A 25,989-nucleotide genomic window follows, 5' to 3' on the forward strand; every position below is an offset into this window, starting at 1 on the left:
ACAAAGTGTGACTAAGGTTACCATTAGCAGTGGGTCAACACACTAATAAGAAAATATAATGAAACTAAATACAATTGATTACTTAGCACCAGATAGCGCTGAGCGCTTTGTTGAATCGCTTCAACAAACAGGTTTTGGGGTACTATCGAATCACCCTATTCAAAAGCAACTTGTCGAAGACATTTATAAAGAGTGGTACAACTTTTTCCAATCTGAACAAAAACATGACTTTTTGTTCAAGTCAGAAACACACGATGGATTTTTTCCTGCATCGATTTCTGAAACAGCCAAAGGTAACAATGTAAAAGATATCAAAGAATATTATCATGTGTATCCTTGGGGCCGTATTCCTGATTCACTTAGATCCAATATTCTTGCATATTATGAACATGCCAACACCCTAGCTGCGGAATTACTCAGTTGGATTGAAAAATATACACCTGCAGATGTTGCGGCAAAATATACGATTCCACTACCAGACATGATTGCACAAAGCCAACAAACCTTGTTGCGGATTTTACATTATCCACCAATGAAAGGTGATGAAGAAATGGGCGCTATCCGCGCTGCAGCGCATGAGGACATTAACCTCATCACTATATTACCTGCAGCAAATGAACCTGGATTACAAGTGAAAACCAAAACCGGTGAATGGATTGACGTACCTAGCGATTTTGGCAGCATCATTATTAACATCGGTGACATGTTGCAAGAAGCATCGGGTGGCTATTTCCCTTCGACATCACATAGGGTAATCAACCCTGAAGGGGCAGACAAAACCAAATCACGGATTTCATTACCGCTGTTTTTGCATCCTAATCCAGAAGTCGTGTTATCAGAGCGTTATACCGCTGACAGCTATTTACAGGAAAGATTACGTGAATTAGGCGTTATTTAAACATTAATGCTTCATTTAGCAATGATACTAAGCGCCTTCGGGCGCTTTTTTTATGCATTTAATCTGCTAACGAGGTAGAATATCACTTTTGTATTTATTGTATTTACTCTCCGGTTTATAAGGCAACATCATGGCAATTCAGTGGTATCCAGGACACATGCACAAAGCACGTAAAGAGATCGAGGAGGCAATGCCTCAAGTGGATCTCGTTATTGAAGTGCTCGATGCACGTATTCCATACAGCAGTGAAAATCCGATGGTGTCACAACTACGTGGTGATAAACCCTGCATTAAATTACTTAATAAATCTGATTTAGCCGATCCTAAGGTTACCGCCCAATGGATTGAATACCTAGAACGTGAACAAGGCGTTCAGGCATCAGCAATCACAAGTTTACAACCTAGTATGGTAAAAAGCATTCCTGATCTTTGCCGTAAACTGGTGCCACACCGTGACATTATGGAAAAAGACATCCGCACCATGATCATGGGTATTCCTAATGTTGGTAAATCTACAATTATTAATACCTTAGCGGGTCGCACTATAGCCAAAACAGGTAATGAACCTGCAGTCACAAGACGTCAGCAACGTATTAACTTACGTAACGGAATCGTACTGTCGGATACTCCGGGCATTTTATGGCCAAAGGTGGATAATGAAGCCAGTAGCTATCGCCTTGCTGTCACCGGTGCAATTAAAGATACCGCTATGGAATACGAAGATGTGGCAATGTTTGCTGCTGGCTATTTCCTTAAAGCCTATCCCGACGAAATTTGCGAACGTTATAAGCTTCAATCGCTACCCGCCAGCGATATCGAATTACTCGAAGCTATCAGTCGTTCCCGCGGAGCACTTCGCCCTGGCGCACGAGTTGATTACCATAAAGTATCTGAACTCTTACTACATGAATACCGCTCAGGGAAAATCGGACTATTAAGCCTTGAAACCCCAGCGATGGCTGAAGTAGAAAAAGAGGAAGTTGCACGTAAATTAGCTGAGAAAGAACTCATTAAACAGCAGAAAATAGAGCAAGAGAAACTTAAACGATCCGGTAAACGTTATAACGATTAAGCCGAAAAAGTCTAGGTCGTCAACATCAATGCCGGCCTAGCACTTATTATCCAGAATGAACTGCCATGCTTAAGTAGTCTGAATGAAGTAACCATGCTTAAGTAGCCTGAATTAAGTAACCATAATTAATTAACCTAGATAAGTAGCCTTAGTTAAATCTCCTTAGTTAATTGATTATATTTCAACGTTTAGCTAACTTAATCGCCAATGCCATTAAACTGGCCTCAAGCAAATCGATAACCATCTCAAATCCTCGCTCACCACCATAATATGGGTCAGGCACTTCTTCGACTAACGAATCACCATAGCTTAATATCAACTGTAATTTATATCGTAAATGGACAGGACACCTGTCTTTCAAATCATTTAAATTGGCAAAGTCTGCCGCTAAAATTAAATCGAATCGTTCAAAATCAGCATCGATAACCTGCCGAGCTTTCATTCCTGAAAAATCAAGTCCGCGCTTGTTGCCTGCAATAATACTGCGACTATCTGGAGCATGCCCTTGATGATAAGCAATAGTCCCTGCAGAATCGATATCAAGTTGAAGCGAGTGACGTTTCATTTGTTGCCTAAACACTGCCTCTGCAGTCGGCGAACGGCAAATATTGCCCATACAGACAAACAACACCGAGCGAACATTTAAAAGATATTTATCATCGATCATTAATAACCGCCATTATCTCCAGTTTTATACCATCACTTAATTATGTTGCCAAAGTCTTAACCGAAGTTAGGATCATTACCCATTGTAGTTCTACATTTAGTTTTACCATTAATTATACAATGATACGCAACGCAACATGCCAGCAATTTTGAAGCGTTATTGCGGTGGTCTTTGTCGCAGAAAAGTAGCAAATCTTGGCGTCCCTTTTTGAGTTAAGCCTAAATATTGATAAGTAATGGTAGAACCGACTAAAGGTGGATTTTCTCGTTGTTTATCGCTTAAACCACTGCCGATATTAAACACTATCCCCGCAGGTGTTTTTACAATTAACGCACCTAGCTTACCTCGATACTTACCCTTACCTTCTGTATGACCAATCACTACAGCTTCAGCGTCATATTTGGGTTTGAGCTTAACAATATACTCACTGCGGCCGACTGCATAATGCGCTTGCTGATAATGTAACATCAATCCTTCACCACCAGCATTAACGATGGAATCAAGCAATGTAAACAGAGCTTCAGTTGAAGCCACTGGCTCCTGCTTAATGACCTGTAAATGTATGGAGGCCGTTTGTTCTGCCAACATTTTCATCGCTAAGTAGCGTTCAATAAAAGAGCCTGAATGCCGCGATAAATCAAACATCATAAACTTAACTTCCTGCCACTCTTTATCAGGTACTTGCTGACGTCGAACCAATGCTGAAATATCTTCGAAACGGTTATGACCTAACCAAAGTTCACCATCAATGGCAGTATCAGGAAAACCAAGGGTAAACGACGCAGGTAATGCCACTTTTCGGCCACTGCGAGTCAGCATGTTACTGCCATCCCAGTAGCCTCGAACACCATCAAGCTTCTCGCTGACTAAGTATTCAGTGACGTCGATATCTTGTTGATATTTTGTTGCCAACTGAATAGGAGGTATTGATAACACTTCACTCTTTATCGTAAAACAATGCAGTGAAATAATTACCAAAATAAAAAGATACGGTAGCTTACGCATATGCAATCCTTGCTAAAAGTTAAATCCATTTAGTGTTTTTTCATTTTCGTTCAAAAATTTATTTCAATGCCTCAAGTGTTTACTGTATTGGGCATCAAGTCACTTCCGAGCAATACCGCTCAAAACTCTGTTATAACACCTGCCATTCGTGACGAAAGACTTACGCCTGTTTAAAATGATTATCTGTAATGTTAAGTGAGCCTAGTACAAACAGAAGAATTATCCATTCATTGGTCGGGCTTATTTTGATATAAATCGATGCATGATGAGGGCAGATATCAGCACAACGATAAATGTTTTTTCTGCTCTACAGCACATCATAAGACCGAAATAACCGCTGAATGCATATGAACAGAATGTTACAATCTACGGAATGAACATCAAAAAGATAATGAGCAAAATGAAACCAGAGAACAATCATGGTCTAAAACGCGTATTTCGAGCGACAGGATTTTCAATGCTAGGGCTAAAGTCAGCGTGGAAAAATGAAGCGGCATTCAGACAAGAAACCGTGCTTGCTTGCCTAATGCTACCTATTGCACTACTACTCAATATCAGTAGTACTGATCGTATTTTGCTTATCATGACTGTGTTAATTGTATTGATTGTAGAATTGTTGAACTCCGCTATTGAAGCGGTAGTTGATCGGATTGGTGATGAGATCCATCCACTCAGTGGTCAGGCAAAAGACATTGCTTCTGCAGCAGTCTTTATCAGTTTAGTATTATGTGCCATCACTTGGGGCATCGTTATTTGGCCATTACTGTTTTAATAACAGCCAGACGAATATCATTCAGTGTGCTTAGCGGTAGTCAAAATTGAAATGGCTTGTTCAATATAAGCAAGTCTTTCATTTTCAGCCCAATAAGCAGCATACACATGCCGATGGATACATTTTGCATCATCGACAACATACAGAGTCCCGTTATCTAAATAAGGCTGTATGAGTGCTTCAGGCAAAAATGCACATCCACCGTTATTAAGTATAAAGTCCAACGCCATACGAGCAGAACTTGTATGTAATACCGGCAAAGGTAACATGGTAAAATCCTGAGCATGAGTGATATTAAAGGCAGTGCCCCAATCTACTTTTATATAAGGTAAAGTAGGTGTTTGAGTAAGCTTAACGCCTGCTTGTTTGCAGACTAAATACAATTTTACTTCAGCAAGCTTTACTAATATAACGCCATCAAGCTTTGGAGGATCAAACGTAATCGCAATATCTAAGGTTCGTTCAATAAGTTGACGAGTCATTACTGCTGCAGGTAACACATCCGTTCTTAAAGCCACTCCTTCCAAGCCTAAATGTAATGGCTGTAAAAAACCTTGTAAAAAAGCATCCCAAATATTATCGCCAGCCGACAACGCTAACTGAGCACTGTGCTGCTGATTTAAAATAATATCTTGTTTTGCTCTTTCCCAGGCGTTAAGCACGGCCTCAGCATGGCCGAGCATTCTTTCACCTGCCGGAGTTGGTTGAATGTTGTTACGTAAGCGTTCAAATAACTCTATACCCAGAATATTTTCTAATTGCTTTATCCTAAAACTGACAGCACTTCGAGTGAGGTATAGATTTTCAGCCGCTTTACCAAAGTGTCGAGTACGGGACACTTCTAAGAAGGTTTTTAATAAATCTGTATCCATAAAAATTCTTTACCATTAAGGACAAAATATTTTGATTTAAAAAATGATAATACTAGCCAATACTCCAGTTGCAAATCTTTATATCTCATAATCTAGAAGGTATTAGCCATGTCTCAGCAATCATTTATCAATGCAAAACAAGGTATTGATGCTAACACCAATGGTCATAGCAACAGTTTTCAATCTACTAAACGCTTCTATGATGACGTGAATTTCCCAAAAGGATTTAAACGTTGTGGTGATTTTACCAATAAGGAAGCTGAGTTGCTTGAACAACACGGTCAAGCAATGAAAAATTTAGCCGATGGCTCGCAGTTACCTTGTCATGTTGACGAAGACCAATTTGTTAACGTTTTACAGGGTAAAAAACCTGCAACAACACCAATGGAGCTATTGTGGTCTAAATATTGTCGTCTAGCAAAAGGCAAACCATTTTATGCTGTTGTTGGGACAATTCACGCGCCAGCAAGCTCTAAAGTTGAAATTGAATTTGACGATGTAGAAGAAGATGCTTCTGACACCGATGAGTCAGAATAAACTATCTTTCAACGGCTAAAGTCACCACATTAAACATGTAACATATTTGTTACATGTTTAGTAAAAGTAGAGTCAACATCCTGCTCTACTTTTTTTGTTCTGTCACATTTTTGTCACCCACCGCAGCTACGCCAATGCTCTGGCACCTTTATCCGTGTTGACTTTTCGCTGGAATGGTTGTTTTTACACCGTTGAGTTCAAGCTATTAACGAAAACTTGATTTAGCGCAATAATTCTATACAAATACTTCACATTTAGTAGCAAGATGCTAGTATATGCACTGAACAGTTTGTCGTTTTTATTTTAACTTAATGTTTATGGCTGCGCATTTTGATAATCCTTATTTGGGATATCAGCGCTGAATAGGTTAGGTATTAAATTCGACAAAAGCATCATATGAAGACGCATATCCTGTGATATAGAAAAAATAATAAATGCGGAGTTTCAATGATAAGATCTTTTATTTGTATAGTGTTGTTGATATTAGGTACTCGAACTGCTGCGGCAGAAACGGAGCTATCAACTAACAACTCAACAGTTACCGATAAATATACCCTTGATATCGGTATGTTTTATGCTAATTCAGATTCAAACTTCATCGCTACAAACCCTAAAACAGGCGGAACATTCCCGGTAGACTTTGAAGATGAACTGCTACTTGCTGAAGAGCAATACTTACCCTACTTTGAATTCACATTCTCTTTTAACCAACGCCATAGTATTTATATTGATTGGAAGTCGTTGGATCGCAAAGCAGACACTGAAACGGTATCAGAAGATTTTATTCTTGAAGATATTGATGGAAAAGACTACCTGATTGAAACTGGCGCCAAACTGAATACCGAACTCAATATTGATATTCTGCGAATTGGCTATGGTTATGACATATGGCAAGGAACTCACTACGCTGTTGGAGTATCCGTTGGTATACATACCATGTTTATCGAAACCGCTTTTAAAGGCACTATCGGTATTTGCGTGCCAGACTCAACCTTAACCAGTTTATGCAACGATGCAGTAGCAACACCTGAAGTGATAGACGATACTCTAACGGCGCCTCTACCAGACATTGGCCTTTACGGCTCTTACGAATTTTATCCTGGTTGGACATTTGATGCTCACGCCCAATATTTTGCTATCAAATATGATGATGTAGATGGATCACTTATCGATATCCGTTTAGGTGTTGAAGCTAAGGTTTGCGATAATTGGTCATTAAAACTGGCTTACAACTATTATGATGTTGATGTCACAATCGAAAAAACACGTAATGTCGGTAATATTGAACAGCGTACTTTTGATTACAATATAAACTACAGCTTTACTGGCCCAATGTTTGCTGTCTCTTACGTTTTTTAATATGATTCAAGTCACTAAAAAAGCATCTTCGGATGCTTTTTTGTTATTTGTATCACTATAATATCATGGTACAAACTCTGCTATTATTGTTATATTTACTTCAATTGTAGATTTTTTAAAGTCTTTCCTTAGCCCGGATCATGAGGCACTTAATGTCGAACACTCTACTGCAAACCGCTGCAGCCAATTTGAAAAAAGCTGTTCCGTTAATGTTAAAATATAGAATACCCACAACACCAACAAACTACGCGCTTTGGTATGCTTACGTGGGTGAACAAAACCCGTTACTTAATCAAGAGTTAGATACTGCAGTAAAACAAAATCAAACCTGTTCACCAGTGACCAGCGAATTGTTATATCGTAAACATGTGGCTGATCCGGTTGAGCTAGATGTGCGCGACATGCGTAAGAACCTTGATGCTATGGTATGTGAGTTATCTCAGTCACTCAAAGATACTAATTTGGACACTGAGACATTTCAAAATCAAATTGATAAAGATTTTAAAAAATTAAGCGACCTTGAAAATCAAGGTTTCTCTCTCGAGCAAGTGATTGGTATTATTAGAAATATCGTTAAAGAATCTTCCAGCATCCGTTCTAGTACCGTGAGTTTTACCGAACAACTCCAAAAAGCTCAATCAGAGATTGATACTCTCAAAACTCGTTTAGCTGAATCTGAAAAAGACATGCTATTTGACGCCCTAACCAATGTGTTAAATCGCCGTGCATTTAACACTGACATTGAAGCGCAAATAAGTTCAGCCCCTGCGGGTACCTGCATGATTTTAATTGATATTGATCACTTTAAAACCTTCAACGATAATTTTGGTCATCAACTTGGTGATTTAGTCCTAAAAACCGTTGCGAAACGGATCCAAGAAGCCTGCCGTGACGGAATTAAATTGTACCGTTTTGGTGGTGAAGAGTTCGCCATTATTGTGCCAAGTAGTCAGTTTAGAGTTGCTAGACAATTAGCTGAAGGCATTCGCAGAGCGCTCGAAAAACTCAGTGTCAAAGACAGACGCAGTGACAAGGTTATTGATTCGATAACCGCATCTTTTGGTGTTGCTGAATGGAAACCTAAGCAAAATGTATCGCAATTAATTGAAGCAACCGATAAGTTACTGTACGAAGCAAAACGCTTAGGTCGTAATAGAGTGATGCCAATCGCAAACTAATCATTCTGGTAATATCAATTGATTGATCGCCCGCTTTTGCCTGCTCATACTGAAAAGCTAACTGCGGGCAAAGTTGGGCTTAATATTTTCGACTACGAATTATTTCGGTAATTGCAGATAACTCGCGGCATGTTCAGCTGTTGCATTGGCTAAATGAGGCACATAACCTAAAAATGGTCCCTGCATCATCTGCTGTAAACTGTTGAGGTTATCGTCAATAAAAGCCATATCAGGGTCCACTTGATTAGCAACCCACCCCGCTATCGACAATCCGTCGGCCAACACAGCCTCTTGAGTTAATAACGCATGGTTTAAACAGCCTAGTTTCATGCCTACAACTAAAATAACCTCAACCTGAGATATCGCCTGTTGACCTTGAACCAGCTGAATTTGTTGTAGCTTGGCGTGCAATAATTTAACAGTCTCAGATAAATACTCACCATTACCTAGTGGTAAACGCCAGCCACCAGCACCTTCTATCAAGGCGAAATCTGCATCTAACATCGCGGGATGGTACATAGTATCAAGTACACGTTGAGCCGTTAATGTTTGATTAGTTTGTTTGGCAGCAATGTGCGGCGCTATAGCGGGTTCAAAACAAATAGGATTCACCACTTGATACGGTAAATCCATATTCGACTGAGCTATTAGCATTAAGGCATCACTGTTGCGTAAGCCCGCGTCGGTGGATATACATCCTGATGCTATCGGTTTAAAGCCACATTTATGGCCTTGAGCCTTGGATAATAATGCAGCCGAAACTAAGGTTTTACCGCTGTCGGTATCGGTTCCTGTCACAAAGTACAACATCGTTTCAACCTCGCTTGGCGCGGATATACGCAATTTGATAAGTTAATGGCAAGCCTTTATCGGTACGCATTGTTTCTGCAAGTACGATGCGTTGCTGCCATTGTTGCTTTGTGAGTGGCTGATGTTGTGTTGAATTGTTTTCGTCTTGTTGAGCAAACGACGCACCCACCCCCTTTATTGAGTACAGCAAGCTGCGCAAATCATCAAAATACACGCTAATACTCTCAACATGGATATCAATGCTGTGCCAATCATCCACAGTCGTATGAGATGCACTCAATGCGGCATTAAGTGCCGATACGGAATAAAATGGGTTAACTCTAAAGCCTAATGTTTGTAATTCAGCCAAACTGCCATCAACAACTACACTAAGATGACACTCACCATTTTGTCGCAATACTCGATGAAACTCAGCAAATGCTTGTGGTAACGTTTGGCACCATTGCAAGGCTAAATTAGAATAGATACTGTCAATGGAAGCACTCTGTAATCCAAGCGCCTGTGCGTCGCTGCATATCGGTAAATAATCAGGGTGTTGTTTGGTTAATTGCTTAAGCATGCCATGAGCGATATCAACCGCAACGACCTGCTTAACATCAAAGGCATGAAAACTCGTACCAGGACCGGCACCGACATCAAGTAAGGTGCCAAATAGATGCGCATTGTCTAATAATTGCTTAGCGGTAATACGTTGTAATACATCATGTTGCTTGTAATGAGATGCGGCGATTGAAAATTTGCTTGCCACTGGATTATCTAACGTCATGAGAGTCTCATTGATACGATTTATTTAGCCACTGTTTGTGGCGCTAATGCACCTAGCTTTGCGTCAGTATCACTATATTGGTGAATAAGCTGAGTTAAAGTGCTCACAAGTGATTGAATATCAGCGGCTTTATGCTGTGCATTTAAAGTAATCCGCAAACGCGCCTGACCTTTTGGCACGGTTGGTGAACGAATAGCACCAACTAAAAAACCTCGTTGTTTTAACTGCTGCGCAATAGCGATAACCTGATGATTATCACCGATCATAATCGGTTGAATTGCGGTAGTAGAAGACGTAATACTCAATTTATTTACTAATGCGAGTTGCCTAAACAATGCAATATTAGCCGTTAATTGTTCCAATAATTCTGGGTGAGTTTGTTGCCAATTAATTGCCGCTAATGCTAATTGAGCATTGGCTGGCGATAAAGCGGTTGAGTAAATATACTCACGACACGTCGCAACCAAGTAATCAATCACTTCTGTGGAAGCTAAAATAGCGGCGCCTTGGCAGCCTAGCGCCTTACCAAAGGTGACGACTTGAATATCGACATTATCGGCATTAACAAACGAGCTTGGTAATACCCCAAAACCATGGGCATCATCGACAATGAGCCAACAGCCATGTTGCTTACATAAATCCGATAGCTCAACAATGGGGGCTATGTCGCCGTCCATACTGAATACGCTCTCGGTAACCACTGCGGTATTGGGATTTCGTTCAATAATGCGTGCAGCGCTATTGATTTCGTTATGCAAAAATCGGCTAATTTTGCTGCCGCTGTCTTTTAAACCGTCAATGACAGAGGCATGCACCAATTTATCAGCAATGACCGTATCATCGGGGTTAAACAAGGTTTTCATTAACGCGCTATTGGCACTAAAGCCTGAACTAAACAGCATACAAGCTTGGTGACCGGTAATCTCACATAAACCTTGTTCCAGCGCCACATGGGCTTGGCTATAACCACTTACAAGCGGTGATGCCCCACTGCCCACACCATATACTGTTGCACCGTCGTAAAGTGCTTGTGCTAACGCTGGTTCATGGGCTAAACCTAAATAATCATTGTGACTAAAATCAATCAATACAGACTGTTGCGACGTTGCTGTCACATGTCGCTGGCGTAAAAGACCTGCTGCGTTTAGTTCAGCAAGCTTTTCACTTATCCTTAAAGCTATTGGGTGTTTCCCAATCGCAGGCAGGCCTAATGACGTCATGCTAAATTACAGCGCTGCTGCGTCAAAAAACTGCTTGGTCGACTTATCTTGTATGGCGTTAGCTTTGGCTAATAATGCGTTATCTGTTTCAATGTGGGCTTGTGGGCCTTGTTCTGGGTGCAAACCTAAACGACGGAACAAATTCATATCATCGTTTTCTTCTGGGTTTGCTGTAGTTAATAGCTTACAACCGTAGAAAATAGAGTTAGCACCAGCAAAGAAACACATAGATTGAAGTTCATCACTCATGCTTTCTCGTCCTGCAGATAAACGCACCCGCGACTTAGGCATAATAATGCGGGCTACAGCAATGGTGCGCACAAATTCAAGCGGGTCAAGATCATCTATATTCTCAAAAGGCGTACCGGCCACTTTGACTAACATGTTGATTGGCACCGAATCTGGATGTTGTTCTAAATTGGCCAATTGTTGCAATAAACCGGCGCGATCTGTGGCTTGTTCGCCCATTCCAACAATGCCGCCAGAACACACTTTCATCCCAGATGCACGTACGTTTGTTAGCGTATCTAAGCGACTTTGATAGGTGCGAGTGGTAATAACGTCGCCGTAATATTCTGGTGAGGTATCAAGGTTATGGTTGTAGTAATCCAAACCAGCATCGGCTAATTTCCCGGCCTGTTCAGATGACAACATGCCTAATGTCATACAGGTTTCCATGCCTAAGGCACGAACATCTTTTACCATTTGCGTTAAATATGGCATATCTTTGTCACGCGGGTTACGCCAGGCTGCCCCCATACAAAAACGCGATGCTCCAGCAGCTTTAGCACTTTTAGCCTCGGTTAATACTTTATCAATTTCAAGCAAACGTTCTTTTTCAAGGCCAGTGTCATAGCGTGCGCTTTGTGGACAATATTTACAGTCCTCAGGGCATGCACCGGTTTTAATTGATAAAAGACGGCTGATCTGCACTTCGTTAGGGTCAAACGTTTCACGATGAATACTGTGAGCCTTAAACAATAAATCATTCATAGGCAGCGCAAACAATGCTTCAATTTGTGCTTTTTGCCAATCGTGACGAACTTCAGCTAACGACATGGTTCATTCCTTTATTTTGATTTTATGTTGGCTAGGATACCCTGAGCCCGTAAACTGTCAACGCAACAACCACTTTGCGCTTTACTAGCGGTCAAATAATGAGCACCTATAATTATGGCACTTCCCGACACAAATACCACTATCGATTACGCTTTCGATGCACAACATATATGGCACCCTTATACCTCTATGACCCAGTCTCTGCCTGTATATGGAGTCGTTTCCGCTCAAGGTTGCGAGTTGACTTTAGACGATGGCAAAGTACTTATAGATGGCACCAGTTCGTGGTGGTCTTGTGTGCATGGTTATAGTCATCCGACCATTTTAGCGGCTATGCAAAAGCAGTTATCACAACTGAGTCATGTGATGTTTGGTGGCATAACCCACCAGCCAGCCATTGAAACCTCAAAACGCTTAGTGCAGATGACGAGTGATAATTTAACTAAGGTTTTTTTAGCCGACTCGGGCTCAATTGCAGTAGAAGTTGCATTAAAAATGGCGCTGCAATATTGGCAAGGCCGAAATCAACCACAAAAGCAGCGGATTATGACCGTAAAAAGTGGTTATCATGGCGATACCTTTGCCGCGATGAGCGTATGTGATCCTGATGGTGGAATGCACACCATGTTCGGTAATAATGTCACTGAACAAGTCTTTATCCCTGCGCCAACGTCTAAGTTTAATGACCCCCTTAACCAAACAGATTCACTGGCTTTAGATGCTGCATTTGCTCAACATCACCAAGATATTGCAGCCGTAATTATTGAGCCCATCATGCAAGGCGCTGGCGGAATGCGTTTTTACTCCCCAGCGTATCTGACTAAACTTCGTCAACTTTGCGACCAATACGATGTGCTACTGATTTTAGATGAAATAGCGACTGGATTTGGCCGCACCGGCACCCTATTCGCTTATGAACATGCCAATATTGAAGCGGATATTTTGTGTGTTGGTAAGGCCTTAACCGGTGGATATATTAGCCTCGCGGCCACCTTATGCAGTGACGAAGTAGCTAATGGTATTAGTGACTCACCTGCAGGTGTATTTATGCACGGTCCTACCTTTATGGGTAATCCATTGGCATGTGCAGCAGCGACCGCCAGCTTAGATTTATTGCTTGCAGGCGATTGGCAACAGCAGGTAAAAAACATTGAAGCGCATTTAATCCGCACCTTACCCGCAGCCATGGCGTCAAAAGAGGTTAAAGATGTACGAGTACTTGGCAGTGTCGGCGTAATCGAAATGCACTCGCCAGTGAATACCGCAGCCTTACAAAAAGCCTTTGTTGACTTAGGTGTGTGGGTAAGGCCTTTTAGCCGCTATATCTACATCATGCCGCCTTACACTATTAGCGCTGCACAATTAACCCAACTAACCTCGGCCATGTTGTTAATTGCCGATACCCTTATTCCTACCGAAGAGAATCAAACGTTGATTAGCCATGGATAATTAAAACTTAACTCTTCTCTTGCTTGGCCAGATTTTAAATTGGGTCATGCTCAGTTTAATTAGGTCAAAGTTTAGCTTAATCTAATACCGATTGAGCGTGGGCAATAATGGCATCTGAAACGTCTTTATAGACACCTTTAAGTAAAATCCAATGGTGCCAGTAAAGCGTTTCAGTGATGATATGGTCTTTACATATGTGCACTAACTCACCAGTGGCTAGTTCTGATTTAATTTGCGTTTTTGGTACTAAACAATGGGCAGCGCCATGTTTAGCAATGGTAACAAAGGCATCTGATGAACGAACAGCATGTAATGGGTATTCACCTTGCATCAGACTAAAATGCTGTTGAATATAGCGTGTGTGCATATTGTCTTTGTGATCAAACGCAATACCCCGAGCTTTTCTAAGACTGTCTGCACTAATTCCATTAGGGAAGTAATGACGACTAAACTCAGGTGAAGCGACTAGCAGATAGTCGACACAGCCTAATCGAGTTAGTTGACAACCTTTAATCGGTGTAGATAGCACCGAAATGACGCCAAAAGCTTGGCCATCCTTTAACCTATTAATCGTAGGATCTTTACCTTCAACATCGTTCAAAAATGTATTGCGAAATCAGTACCAAATTGCAACACATATTACAGCAGCTAATAGTCGTAAAAAAATTATCGGCACCACATTTTCGGTCACCTTGCTTAACCCTCATGTGTATTTAGATACTGTGATGATATTAGGTAGCGTGGGCGGCACTTTTGATGGTAACGAAAAATGGGCATTTGCTATAGATACCATACTGGCGTCGGTTTTGCGGTTTTATACTATTGCACTTGGCGCCGCTAAACTTGCCCCTTGGTTAGGTGCGCCGAAAGTTCAACGCGTGATTGATGTCTTAGTCGGCACAATTATGCTTTTTATCGCCTATTCAGTATTTAATACTTTATTAATAATACCAACAAATTTATAGCGACAGACAACACATGAAAATCAAAAGATATTCATAAAAATAGTAAAGAATTAACTCTCCATCGGCACAAACCCAGCTTGCTGTTTTATGCGTATTAACCATTGATTAATCTTTGGGTAATGGGCTAACTCAAAGCCACCTTGATGAGCTACATGAGTGTACGCAAACAAAGCAATGTCCGCTAAGGTAAGCTGCGAACCACACAGAAAGGGTTGCTTAGCAAGTTCAGTCTCCATAACCACAAGCGCTTTATGGCCTTTAACGTGCAGTGAGTGATATTCAACTAAACGATCATCAGGCAACCCTAAATACAACTGAATAAAGCGTGCAACGGCAATATATGGCTCATGACTATATTGTTCAAAAAACATCCACTGGTACATTTTCGCTTTACTAAAGACATCAGTTGGGATCAACTCAGAGCCCTCTGCAAGATACCCCATAATGGCATTAGATTCAGACAACACTCTGCCATCATCGAGTTCAATTGATGGTATTTTTCCTGCTGGATATTTAGCTAAAAACTCTGGTGTCTGCGTTTCACCTTTCGTGATACTCATTTCTTGCCATAGATGCTCAACACCTAGCATATTCAGCACCAGCTGCACTTTATAACAATTACCTGACATGCTATCGCCATAGGCTGTGATCATTAGTTGTCCTCAACGCTAAATAACTCACTTACTTTTTGACCAGACTAGAAATTAACGCGCGTAATGCGGCAGGTTTAACCATCTTAGCCATATAGTGATAGCCGCGTCTTTCGACATCATCAACCAACTCTTTATTGGTATTGGCAGTAATTAATATTCCAGGTAAATGTTCACCATAACGACTGCGAATACCATTCATCGCATCAATACCATTTTGATCATCATCTAAATGATAATCAGCTAACATGATGTCAGGGGCAACCCCTTTAAGCCCTAACTTAATTCGAGCGTCAGCAAGATCTTTGGCACAAATAACCTCGCATTGCCAACGACTTAATAACGACTCTAGCCCCGCGAGAATGGCATCTTCATTATCAATACACAATACTTTAATGCCAGCTAAAGGCTGTAATAATGTTGGTAAAGGCTTAATGCTTATTTGGCTGACCGTTTCACCTAATGGCACGAATATAGAGAATAGAGAACCATGGCCTAAGGTTGAACTTACATGAATTTGATGATCAAGTACTTTGCTAATCCGATCGGCAATCGCTAGCCCCAGCCCCAAACCACTGACATTACGACTACTGGGATGATTAAGACGTTTAAACTCTTTAAAAATTTCTTGTATATCAAACTCATTAATCCCACAACCCGTATCGAGTACTTGAATCTCGATAAAGTCACCTCGATGTCGGCAACCAAATAACACTTTACCACCTCGAGCATAACGATAAGCGTTGGTTAAAAAGTTTTGTAAAATACGCCGCAACAATGAAGGGTCGGAGTTCACCGTCGCGGTAGAGGGCACCATCGAAAAAGAAATTTGGCTGTCACTTGCCATTGCATCAAATTCAACCGATAAACCATTAATCACTTCAGCAATAGCAAAATCACGGCGGTTAACGTCCACCATGCCAGAGTCGAGCTTAGAAATATCGAGCAAATCGGTCAATAACTCTCCCGCTATTTTCAACGAACTATTCACATGAGTTAAGGTGGTGCGGGCTTCAAGATCCAGATTAGGATATTGTGATAACGATGCTGTAAATAATCTCGCGGCATTTAGTGGCTGCATTAAGTCGTGGCCCACTGCGGCTAAAAAGCGAGTTTTAGACGCGTGTGCCATTTCTTCCTGTGCTTTAGCTTCAAGTAATTCACTGTTTAACATTGCCAATTCATAGGTTCGTTCTTGTACCCGACTTTCTAATGTTTCATTGGCTTCCAGTAACGCCTTCTCTTGTAAGCGATATTGGGTAATGTCAGTAAATGTCATTACAAAACCGCCATCAGGCATTGGGTTTCCTTGAATTTTAATCACTTTACCATCTTGGCGTTCACGCTCAGATGTGTGCGGTGTTCCATTACGCATATGTTGAACTCGCACAGCAACCTGGTTTTCAATGTCTCCAGTACCACAAAAGCCGCGCAATGCATTAAATCGCACCACATCAGCAATAGGCATTCCTTGGACTAAAAAGCTTTCAGGGTACTGGTATAGCTCGACATAGCGATAATTCCAGGCAACTAAATTAAGATCTTTATCGACCACACTCATGCCTTCATAAGCATGTTCAATTGCGCCACGTAACATATCTTGGCTTAAAATAATTTTAGAGGATGCTTCATCAACGAGACTGAATACCTCATCCAGCGCCAAATCGCGGCCTTGCAGGACTGAGTCCATCACTAATGATGCACTTGATGCACCTAAAACCCCCGACAACATATGTTCGGTGTGGGCAATTAATTCTTCTGGGGCAGCTTTGTACCAACTATCACTTTTTACTGCATCGGCTGAAAAACGACTAAAACTCTCATAAGCACGAGTAGGACTCACAAATCGGCTAGCCAAAATTAACAAATCTTGTTGCGAAATAGGCCCTTGACGTTTTTTTGAATCTTTTTTTGATGACCAAGGTTTAACAAAATTACTCGCTTGAATGCGCTCAGCAACACCCGCTCTAAACCAAATAGACCCTAGTACATAGCAAAATATATTCGCTAACAAAGCAATCAAAGTATCACTAACATTTGGGGTTATCGAATTGAGTAAGCCTGACTCACTACCAATCAAACGGGCTTCACCGGCACCTTGAAGTAAAATAAAACACCACAGGCTAAAACCGACAGCAAGGCCTAGATAGACACCAGCTCGATTGCCGTGCTTCCAATATAATCCGCCGACTAGTGCGGGCGCTAGTTGAGAAAATGCACCAAAGGACATCATCCCCAAATGTGAAAGTGAATCACTGTCGGTAAACAGTAAGTAACTCAAATAGCCGAAGCCTAAAATAACCACAATCGATAAACGGCGTACATTTAACAATAATTGAGAAAATTGGCTGAAGTTCTTTTCCCTTATTTGCCCCGTTCGCAGTAAAAATGGCACCAGCCACTCATTACTGACCATCACACTGATAGTCACCACAGCAACAATCACCATCCCCGTTGCTGCAGATAAACTACCTAACAAGGCAACAACCGCTAATATTGGTTGGTCTAGTGCCAAAGGCAAATTAATCACATAGGTATCAGCAGATACCGAATCACCCAAAATAATTTTACCGGCTAATGCTAATGGCGCGACAAACAAGCCAAACAAGGCTAAATAAATCGGAAATATCCAACGTGATTTATTTAAAATATGCTCGCCGCCACACTCGACCACCATCACATGGAACTGCCTTGGCATACATAAAAAAGCGGCCATTCCAACAAATAGTTCAGGGAGAAACGACTCTAAACGAATGTGACTATTTTCGATTAATGCTTTATCTGATGCCTGCTGCCAAATATCGCCAAAGCCATCAAAAACACCAAAACTAATTACCACGCCGACTGAGATAAATGCCGCAAGTTTAACCAATGACTCAAACGCAATCGCGACCATCATTCCAGGATTATGTTCAGTCGCATCTAATTTACGCGTACCAAATAAAATGGCAAAAATGGCCAGTAACATGGTGATCAATAATGGCACCGCCACTGGGCTTAAGGGGGTATCATCAGGTTGAAATAAGTTAAGGCTAAACACCATTGCTTTAAGCTGTAGTGCGATATAAGGCATGATGCCAAACAATGCAATAAGCGTGACTAAAGCCGCTAATAACTGTGACTTGCCATAACGAGCAGCAATAAAGTCGGCAACTGAAGTAATGTTTTGTGCTTTAGACACTACAACCATTTTTCGTAGCATGCCAAACCCAAGGGTAAACACTAATATTGGGCCGACAAAAATAGGTAGAAATGACCATAAATCATTGGCAGACTGACCTACTGTGCCTAAAAAACTCCATGATGAGCAATACACCGCTAAGCTGAGCCCATAAATCCATACTTGAGCTTTTTGGTTTATTTTACTAAACCATCGCTCGGCACCCCATGCCAAAATAAACAGCAATGACACATAACACACCGCAATCACGGCCACGATTAAGGTTAAGTTCATGAAACGTCCGCTATCACTTTATTATTATTAAAAATCTGTTTTATTTTCATCTAAAACATCATGTATTGAGCAGAAAACAACCTACATAAGAGAATCGATATAAATAATCGACCAAATCTGCAGCAATCATTACCATATTAACACGTGCAACAGACTAAATATTAAGGATATTTTAAAACTAGACCAAGGTCTAATAGTGCAAACAGCCCGTTGCAGATGATACTTTAACCACGCCATTTTTAGAAAGGGAAGCCCCATGACCCCGCAGTCTCTTTACAAAGTTCCTAGTGACATTGCAGAAAACGCACTGGTTAATAACGATCAATATAAGAAAATGTACCAGGAGTCCATTATTAATCCAGAAGGTTTCTGGAGAGAACACGGCAAACGTATTGATTGGATTAAACCTTATACCAAAATTAAGAAAACGTCTTTTGATGATCATAATCTTTCGATTAATTGGTTTTATGATGGCACGCTCAATGCCTCGGCCAATTGTTTAGATCGTCACCTTGAAGAACACGGCGATAAGATTGCTATTATTTGGGAAGGCGATGACGCCAACGAACAACGCAAATTAACTTACGCAGAACTGCATACGCAAGTGTGTAAGTTTGCCAATGCGCTACGTAGCCAAGGGGTTAATAAGGGCGATATCGTCACTATCTACATGCCTATGGTGCCTGAAGCTGCAGTCGCGATGCTGGCTTGTGCTCGCATTGGTGCTGTTCATTCAGTGGTATTTGGTGGCTTCTCACCAGACTCGATAGCGGCAAGGGTAATTGATGGAAAATCAAAAGTCTTAATTACCGCCGACGAAGGTGTTCGTGGTGGCCGTAAAATTCCTCTAAAACGCAGTATCGATGAAGCAATATCAAATCCTGATGTTACGTGCGTCGAAAAAGTCATTGTATTTAAGCGCACTGGTGGAGATGTAGATTGGGTTGAAGGCCGAGATGTTTGGTGGCATTCACTCATGGAAGTTGCCTCAGAATTTTGCCAACCAGCAGAGATGAACGCCGAAGATCCATTATTTTTGCTTTATACCTCAGGCTCTACAGGTAACCCTAAAGGTGTGCTGCATACTACCGGCGGTTATATGGTATATGCCTCGATGACACACGAATACGTGTTTGACTATAAAGCAGACGAAGTATATTGGTGTACAGCCGACGTAGGCTGGATTACTGGCCATTCGTATATGGTATATGGACCTTTTGCTAATGCCGCCACGGTATTAATTCATGAAGGCGTACCTAATCACCCTACTCCAGCTCGATTAGGTGAAATGATTGATCGACATAAGGTCAATATCCTGTATACCGCGCCAACCTTAATTCGCGCATTAATGGCTGAAGGTAAAGAACCTTTTAGTAGCTATAAAGGCGATTCATTGCGCATTATGGGTTCTGTGGGTGAACCGATAAACCCAGAAGCTTGGCGTTGGTACCATGAAGTGATTGGTCATGAGAACTGCCCTATCGTCGATACTTGGTGGCAAACTGAAACTGGTGGCATTCTGATTAGTCCATTACCTGGCGCAACTGATACCAAACCTGGCTCAGCGACTCGACCATTTTTTGGGGTACAGCCAGCACTGGTTGATAACATGGGTGATATTGTTGAAGGCACTGGTGAAGGTAACCTAGTTATCCTTGACTCGTGGCCAGGCCAAATGCGAACAGTTTACGGTGACCACGATAGATTTGCGCTGACGTATTTTAAAACATTCCGCGGTATGTATTTTACCGGTGATGGCGCGCGTCGTGATGAAGATGGCTATTATTGGATTACAGGCCGTGTCGATGATGTCATCAACGTTTCGGGACATCGCTTAGGTACTGCTGAAGTGGAAAGCGCTTTAGTGTCGCATGAACTCGTTGCTGAAGCGGCCGTTGTGGGTTACCCCCATGACATTAAAGGCCAAGGCATTTATGCATACGTCACCCTAACTCGTGGCATTGAGCCAACAGAAGAGTTACGTCAAGAACTTCGTCAATGGGTTCGTAAAGAAATTGGTGCACTTGCAACCCCGGATCTTATCCAATGGGCAAGTGGTTTACCTAAAACGCGTTCAGGCAAAATTATGCGTCGATTCTTACGTAAAATTGCGGCTAATGAAGTCACTAATTTAGGTGATTCTTCTACTCTGGCAGATCCTGCGGTGATTGATACCTTGATTGAGTCTCGCTTAAACAAAACAGAGTAATAAAATCAACTTATGATGTTCTATCCACCCTGAGAAATCCTGACCAATTTCTCTTTTCGCCCCTCGATTGAGGGGCTTTTTTTATCTAAAAATCAAGATTCATAGACGTTTTTATTTATCTGAAACCTTAGGCTGTGGGCCATAAGCTGTATCAATGGTGACATTATATGAATGATCATTTAGAGTCATTTTATAGCTCGTTGATTGGCCCACTTTAATCGTTATGGCTTTGTCACCTAATAGATCCGCACCGTCATTAGATTCATCACGTAAACTTATCAACAAATTAACCTTATTATCACTATTTGCTGTCGACACTATGGTCACGCCATAGTCTCCTTCGACACTAAGTGACACAGATTCATTTAATCCCATCACAATTTTTGAAGCCGATGCAGTAACATCTTCTGAATGCTTAACCGTTTCTTCAATAGATAAACCAATGACAAGACCTTCTTCGGCAACGGCGAGGTGGCTAACCATTAACAGAGCGGCTAACGATAAAAATTTCATAATGTGTTCTTCCTGATGGTGATAAATTTCATTTTTATTAGTATCAATATCATCTTATTTCAATAGATGAATCTACACCAACTGATATAAAAAAACAGCGCTTAACACGCAAAAAGTACCATCCCAGTGTATTTATCATCTTTAACCATGACCAATTGATTTATTTAACGCATTTAAAACATCATGGTCTATCAATCATTGGCTATGTTAAGCTTTGTATAAACCAAAATAACACTACTCGATAACGTGAAACATTCATCTACTCAACCCGGAAATATCACCTTACGCGACTATCAGCAGCAATCAGTTGATGCGGCTATCGCTCATTTCAAGCACAGCCAACAATCAGCGGTGTTAGTGTTACCTACCGGTGCGGGAAAAAGTATTGTCATTGCCGAACTGGCACGTATTGCTAATGGTAATGTGCTGGTGCTAACCCATGTAAAGGAATTAGTCGCTCAAAATGCTGAAAAAGTGGGTTTGCTCACCCAAGAGGCCAATATCTATTCAGCAGGATTAAATCAAAAAAAGGCTAATGGCAAAACCGTGGTAGCCAGTGTTCAATCGGCCGCCCGCGCCCTAGAAAAATTCACTCAAGCATTTTCATTAGTGATCATTGATGAATGTCATCGAGTCAGTAATGAGTCTACCAGTCAATATCAACAACTGCTCACGCACCTTAAAGCGCGTAATCCTGACATTAAACTGCTTGGGCTAACCGCCACGCCTTATCGTTTAGGTTTAGGCTGGATTTATCGGCACCATTATCATGGGAAAGTAGGTAATACTGATAAACCTGTATTCGAAAAATGCATTTTTGAACTCCCAATGCGACCATTAATCAAGAAAGGTTACCTAACCAAACCGACCATTTTTGACGGGTTGAGTGCGCAATATGATTTTAGTGAACTGGTGGCGCATGACAGTGGTGAATACCCACAAATGGAAATCGATTCTTTATTGCATCATCAGGGACGAGCAACCACTGCAATTATCAAGCAAGTAAAACAACTTGCCGAATGCCGAAAAGGTATTTTAATTTTTGCAGCTACGGTCAGACATGCCAATGAAATCATGACTCTGTTAGACAACGATGCCGCCTTAATTACCGCTCAAACGCCACATAACGAACGTGATGACATCATCCATCGCTTTAAAGCCCAGACCCTCAAATACATTGTTAACGTTGCCGTATTAACCACAGGCTTCGATGCACCTCATGTCGACCTTATCGCAATTTTGCGCCCCACTGCATCGGTGAGCCTATTCCAACAAATGATTGGCCGAGGGTTACGTTTAGCTCCCAATAAAGCAGATTGTTTAGTCATTGATTATGCCGCTAATGGTTACGACTTATTTTACCCAGAAGTCGGTCAAGCCAAACCCAATAGCAAATCAGTGCCAGTACAAGTGCATTGTCCTGTGTGTCAATTTGCTAATACTTTTTGGGGCCTAGTGGATGGCGATGGTGATATTGTTGAACATTATGGCAGACGCTGCCAAGGATTAATCAATGAGCAACAACAGTGTGATTTTAGATTTCGATCAAAATCATGCCCAGACTGTGGAGCGGAGAATGATATCGCGGCTCGCATTTGTCATAGCTGCCAATCGACCTTAATTGATCCCGATAAACGCCTAAAACAAGTACTTAATGCTCAGCATCATCATTTATTTAAATGTGAGCAAATGTTGTTGCACGATCAAGACAATAAGTTGCTTATTCAATACATTGACATTGAAGGTAATGATTTTAAGCAAACGTTTAACTTCGCGACACCAGCACAACGAAAAGCTTTTTATGCGGTATATGTTCTCAGTCATACCCGCACGCCAGGTATTCCCCATCCTCAATATAAGAAAGTCACTGATGTATTGGCGGATCAAACTCGATTCAGAAAACCCGATTTATTATTACTGAAAAAAAACAAACATTGTTGGGATTTAGTTGATTCATTTTTTGACTATCAAGGCAAATATAAAATCGATATGAGTTAAAACAAAATTAATTGCGTTGAATTATGATTTGAAAAGTACTTATGGTATAAATTGGCCATATCATTAAACAGGAGTCACCATGTTTGTAGTTATTTTTGGCCGCCCAGGTTGCCCATATTGTGTTCGAGCTGTTGAATTATCAGAAAAGTTAGCGGCGCAAAGTGAAGATTTTAAATTCAAATATATTGATATTCATGCCGAAGGCATCACTAAAGCGGATTTATCAAAAAGTGTGGGTAAAACGGTAGAAACTGTTCCACAAATCTTTGTTGATGAACAACCTATTGGTGGTTGCACCGAATTTGAAGCTTATGTTCGTCAAAACAACTTACTCAATTAAGTAAGCTTCTTAAATTTAAACTAAAAAGGCAACCGATCTGGTTGCCTTTTTGTTATCTGCTCAAATACTAAAGAGCATATTTCGCCGAAAACATAATCCGATTTAAGTCGCCATCAGAACCGTCTTCACGTTCATTTAAGGCATGCATAAACTCAACCCCAAATGTTAGTGGCTTTGAAGGTGAAAACAATAAGTTAACGTAACCAGAGTAAGCCTCTTTATTAACTGCACCACCGGTAAGCGCCACATCATTATCTGCGCTAAAACCTGAGAACGTCACACTAGAACGCCATTGCTCCGACCACCAGTGACGATATGACACAAAACCACCAAATGATTTAATCGCTTGAATTTCCCCATTGGTATCAAGCACGCCAGCGTTGGCATAATTTAGCGCCATATAACGACCTAACCCTTCCCCGTAAGTTGCAGTAAATTTGAAGTCATCTTTACCGACAGGAATAACACCCGCGAAACTGACACCATAACCTAGTTCTGATGTGTCATACGTTGTGGTACCAACAACTTGCTCTAGATCTAATTGCCTTACAATCGCCGCCACTGAAAATGCAGAACCACTGGCAGCACTAAAGTTATAGCGACCAACAAAATCAGGAACAACGCCACTGCCACTAGTAATTCGACCACCGCCGCTCAATGGCGTCACAGTTGTTTCAGGATTCTCAATTGAGAACTGCCAATTGCCACTGGTATAACGTAGTTGTGATTGTCTCACAAACGGTGTTCCATCAGCAGCACCGACAAAGTCTAGGTTTTCCGGTAAAGCCCCAGGGTTTTGGAAAGTAGTCCACGTTTGCCCTACAGTCCAATTGTCATAACTTACAAATGCATGGCGAATACGTGGAGAGTAACTATTAGAAACTCGTTCATTACCATCTGTATGCGTCATAAAATCCAGTTCAATAAAACCAGTCAGTGTATGCCCTTCAACATCAGTAACAGTCTTAAAATTAAAACGTGATTCACGAGCTTGAAAGTCGACTACTTGCTTACCATTACCCGTCGTACCATAAATAGTGCCTGGCACATAAAACTGACGAGATAACGAACCTGAATCTGGCGCCCCATTGCCATAATCACTAAACATCACATCGGCTTTAATGTAACCACCAAAAGTCATATCTGTAGCAGCCTGAGCTCCCCCACTCATCGCCAATAACGCGCCTGCAACATAAAGACTGAGTTTTTGCTTTTTCATTATTATCTCCCTATTGATATTGTTCTAATCTTGAGCAATATGAGCCAATTAACAGCCATGTAACATTAGCAATAGGTCTATGAGACAAAAGTAGACAAGCAAAAACTAATAAATAGACTACTTCGAAAACAAGATGTTGTTTAATACAATGTAGATCTTGATGAGTTTGGACACTAAAGATTTATAAGAAATTAAACGCTAAATAAGCTGATAACAAAATACATCGACCAGTTACGACCTGGATTGGTTTCGTATAGCATCTTAGGCTCGCTGGAATATAATCATCGAACGCTACTCAAATCTTGTAACGTAATAATAAGATTTAACGTTGATAAAAGGGATTATTAGAGGACATAACTAAAGGAGTAAAATAGTGGGTGATGAAAGGTTCAAACATTGTAAACATGACTCAAAAGTCAACGGCAGCAGTTGATTTCATACAGAGTAACTGAGCTGACGATCCATCTTGATTTTGCAAAACCTAATTATTATTGAAGTTAAAACAAACTATCGAGATTTAAACATCTGAAAATATACCGAGCTATTTCAGCCAATGATAAGTCTGGTATTCTGTGATGATTTAGAAAGAATAGTGAGGGAATAACAGAGAAAGTGGTGGGTCGTGAAGGATTCGAACCTTCGACCAATTGGTTAAAAGCCAACTGCTCTACCAACTGAGCTAACGACCCATCTTGGTGTTGCGATATTCATACTCTTGCTGGAACAAAAGCCAACTGTCTCTATTTCAAGACTAACTGAGCTAACGACCCATCTTGGTTTTGCAAGAACTTATATTCTTACTGAAACAAAAGCCAACTGTCTCTATTTCAAGACCAACTAAGCTAACGACCAATCCTGGTGTAACGTTTAAATTCTTTAACCACGATTTAAAAAGTGGTGGGTCGTGAAGGATTCGAACCTTCGACCAATTGGTTAAAAGCCAACTGCTCTACCAACTGAGCTAACGACCCATCTTG

At 41.1% G+C, this 25,989-nt stretch carries 23 protein-coding genes and 2 tRNA genes; 11 read left to right on the top strand and 14 right to left on the bottom strand.

What is annotated here, in order from left to right:
- Positions 1-58 precede the first annotated feature (58 nt).
- Positions 59-898, top strand: coding sequence for an isopenicillin N synthase family dioxygenase (locus tag AAEY97_RS05325; RefSeq protein ID WP_162023386.1), 840 nt, complete (start codon positions 59-61; stop codon positions 896-898).
- Positions 899-1,028: 130 nt separating this feature from the next.
- Positions 1,029-1,970: a ribosome biogenesis GTPase YlqF gene (gene ylqF, locus AAEY97_RS05330; RefSeq protein WP_059745525.1), complete on the top strand. Its 942-nt coding sequence runs from the start codon at positions 1,029-1,031 to the stop codon at positions 1,968-1,970.
- A gap of 181 nt (positions 1,971-2,151) precedes the next feature.
- Here the strand turns inward: ylqF and AAEY97_RS05335 are convergent, their stop codons facing one another.
- Positions 2,152-2,637 (bottom strand): low molecular weight protein-tyrosine-phosphatase, encoded by a 486-nt coding sequence (locus AAEY97_RS05335; protein WP_350997069.1) that lies wholly within the window; start codon positions 2,635-2,637, stop codon positions 2,152-2,154.
- 156 nt (positions 2,638-2,793) lie between these two features.
- Positions 2,794-3,642 (bottom strand): DNA ligase, encoded by an 849-nt coding sequence (locus AAEY97_RS05340; RefSeq protein WP_350997072.1) that lies wholly within the window; start codon positions 3,640-3,642, stop codon positions 2,794-2,796.
- A 400-nt stretch (positions 3,643-4,042) separates the two neighbouring features.
- Between AAEY97_RS05340 and AAEY97_RS05345 the strand changes: the two genes are divergently transcribed.
- Entirely contained in the window at positions 4,043-4,414 is a 372-nt protein-coding gene (locus AAEY97_RS05345; protein WP_101086801.1) for a diacylglycerol kinase, read from the top strand.
- Between the two features lie 17 nt (positions 4,415-4,431).
- Here the strand turns inward: AAEY97_RS05345 and hdfR are convergent, their stop codons facing one another.
- Complete coding sequence (gene hdfR / locus AAEY97_RS05350; RefSeq protein WP_350997075.1) at positions 4,432-5,286, bottom strand: HTH-type transcriptional regulator HdfR; 855 nt, start codon at positions 5,284-5,286, stop codon at positions 4,432-4,434.
- 108 nt (positions 5,287-5,394) lie between these two features.
- Between hdfR and AAEY97_RS05355 the strand changes: the two genes are divergently transcribed.
- From AAEY97_RS05355 to AAEY97_RS05365, 3 genes are all read left to right on the top strand, one after another.
- Entirely contained in the window at positions 5,395-5,823 is a 429-nt protein-coding gene (locus AAEY97_RS05355) for a MaoP family protein (RefSeq protein ID WP_101086799.1), read from the top strand.
- A 447-nt stretch (positions 5,824-6,270) separates the two neighbouring features.
- A complete protein-coding gene (locus tag AAEY97_RS05360; protein WP_101086798.1) occupies positions 6,271-7,182 on the top strand; it encodes a porin family protein in 912 nt (303 codons plus the stop codon).
- Between the two features lie 152 nt (positions 7,183-7,334).
- Positions 7,335-8,360, top strand: coding sequence for a GGDEF domain-containing protein (locus tag AAEY97_RS05365; protein ID WP_192115143.1), 1,026 nt, complete (start codon positions 7,335-7,337; stop codon positions 8,358-8,360).
- Positions 8,361-8,459: 99 nt separating this feature from the next.
- Here AAEY97_RS05365 and bioD read toward each other — a convergent pair whose 3' ends face one another.
- The 4 genes from bioD to bioB are packed head-to-tail and all read right to left on the bottom strand — an operon-like array spanning position 8,460 to position 12,215.
- Entirely contained in the window at positions 8,460-9,167 is a 708-nt protein-coding gene (bioD, locus tag AAEY97_RS05370; RefSeq protein ID WP_197708446.1) for a dethiobiotin synthase, read from the bottom strand.
- A gap of 7 nt (positions 9,168-9,174) precedes the next feature.
- Positions 9,175-9,936 (bottom strand): methyltransferase domain-containing protein, encoded by a 762-nt coding sequence (locus AAEY97_RS05375; RefSeq protein ID WP_101086795.1) that lies wholly within the window; start codon positions 9,934-9,936, stop codon positions 9,175-9,177.
- A 20-nt stretch (positions 9,937-9,956) separates the two neighbouring features.
- On the bottom strand, positions 9,957-11,156 hold the full coding sequence (locus tag AAEY97_RS05380) for an aminotransferase class I/II-fold pyridoxal phosphate-dependent enzyme (protein ID WP_350997079.1): 1,200 nt from the start codon (positions 11,154-11,156) through the stop codon (positions 9,957-9,959).
- A gap of 6 nt (positions 11,157-11,162) precedes the next feature.
- Positions 11,163-12,215 carry a biotin synthase BioB gene (gene bioB, locus AAEY97_RS05385; protein WP_162023394.1) on the bottom strand — a complete coding sequence of 351 codons (1,053 nt, stop codon included), beginning with the start codon at positions 12,213-12,215 and terminating at the stop codon, positions 11,163-11,165.
- A 114-nt stretch (positions 12,216-12,329) separates the two neighbouring features.
- Between bioB and bioA the strand changes: the two genes are divergently transcribed.
- The gene (gene bioA, locus AAEY97_RS05390) at positions 12,330-13,664 is read left to right on the top strand and encodes an adenosylmethionine--8-amino-7-oxononanoate transaminase (protein ID WP_350997082.1); all 1,335 of its coding nucleotides are present in this window, start codon (positions 12,330-12,332) and stop codon (positions 13,662-13,664) included.
- Between the two features lie 76 nt (positions 13,665-13,740).
- On the opposite strand, the gene AAEY97_RS05395 is transcribed toward bioA, so the two are convergent.
- On the bottom strand, positions 13,741-14,265 hold the full coding sequence (locus AAEY97_RS05395) for a type 2 periplasmic-binding domain-containing protein (protein WP_350997085.1): 525 nt from the start codon (positions 14,263-14,265) through the stop codon (positions 13,741-13,743).
- A 7-nt stretch (positions 14,266-14,272) separates the two neighbouring features.
- Between AAEY97_RS05395 and AAEY97_RS05400 the strand changes: the two genes are divergently transcribed.
- Positions 14,273-14,629: a LysE/ArgO family amino acid transporter gene (locus AAEY97_RS05400; protein ID WP_350978179.1), complete on the top strand. Its 357-nt coding sequence runs from the start codon at positions 14,273-14,275 to the stop codon at positions 14,627-14,629.
- Positions 14,630-14,679: 50 nt separating this feature from the next.
- Here the strand turns inward: AAEY97_RS05400 and AAEY97_RS05405 are convergent, their stop codons facing one another.
- Both AAEY97_RS05405 and AAEY97_RS05410 read right to left on the bottom strand, forming a co-directional pair.
- Positions 14,680-15,279: a glutathione S-transferase family protein gene (locus AAEY97_RS05405; protein WP_350997111.1), complete on the bottom strand. Its 600-nt coding sequence runs from the start codon at positions 15,277-15,279 to the stop codon at positions 14,680-14,682.
- Between the two features lie 31 nt (positions 15,280-15,310).
- Positions 15,311-18,733 (bottom strand): hybrid sensor histidine kinase/response regulator, encoded by a 3,423-nt coding sequence (locus AAEY97_RS05410; protein ID WP_101086791.1) that lies wholly within the window; start codon positions 18,731-18,733, stop codon positions 15,311-15,313.
- A 256-nt stretch (positions 18,734-18,989) separates the two neighbouring features.
- Here AAEY97_RS05410 and acs point away from each other — a divergent pair, with 256 nt between their 5' ends.
- Positions 18,990-20,942 carry an acetate--CoA ligase gene (gene acs / locus AAEY97_RS05415; protein WP_101086790.1) on the top strand — a complete coding sequence of 651 codons (1,953 nt, stop codon included), beginning with the start codon at positions 18,990-18,992 and terminating at the stop codon, positions 20,940-20,942.
- A gap of 111 nt (positions 20,943-21,053) precedes the next feature.
- Here the strand turns inward: acs and AAEY97_RS05420 are convergent, their stop codons facing one another.
- Positions 21,054-21,455: a hypothetical protein gene (locus AAEY97_RS05420; protein WP_350997090.1), complete on the bottom strand. Its 402-nt coding sequence runs from the start codon at positions 21,453-21,455 to the stop codon at positions 21,054-21,056.
- Between the two features lie 246 nt (positions 21,456-21,701).
- Between AAEY97_RS05420 and radD the strand changes: the two genes are divergently transcribed.
- A complete protein-coding gene (gene radD, locus AAEY97_RS05425; RefSeq protein WP_350997093.1) occupies positions 21,702-23,453 on the top strand; it encodes a DNA repair helicase RadD in 1,752 nt (583 codons plus the stop codon).
- A 79-nt stretch (positions 23,454-23,532) separates the two neighbouring features.
- Positions 23,533-23,793, top strand: a complete 261-nt coding sequence (locus tag AAEY97_RS05430) for a GrxA family glutaredoxin (protein ID WP_011636939.1) — start codon at positions 23,533-23,535, stop codon at positions 23,791-23,793.
- 67 nt (positions 23,794-23,860) lie between these two features.
- On the opposite strand, the gene AAEY97_RS05435 is transcribed toward AAEY97_RS05430, so the two are convergent.
- The 3 genes from AAEY97_RS05435 to AAEY97_RS05445 form a co-directional block, all read right to left on the bottom strand.
- Positions 23,861-25,012 (bottom strand): DcaP family trimeric outer membrane transporter, encoded by a 1,152-nt coding sequence (locus AAEY97_RS05435; RefSeq protein WP_101086787.1) that lies wholly within the window; start codon positions 25,010-25,012, stop codon positions 23,861-23,863.
- Positions 25,013-25,625: 613 nt separating this feature from the next.
- Positions 25,626-25,701: transfer RNA gene (locus AAEY97_RS05440), tRNA-Lys, on the bottom strand.
- 206 nt (positions 25,702-25,907) lie between these two features.
- Positions 25,908-25,983, bottom strand: a tRNA-Lys gene (locus AAEY97_RS05445).
- Positions 25,984-25,989: the final 6 nt, after the last annotated feature.

This window comes from Shewanella sp. TB7-MNA-CIBAN-0143 (assembly GCF_040310065.1).
GTDB lineage: Bacteria > Pseudomonadota > Gammaproteobacteria > Enterobacterales > Shewanellaceae > Shewanella.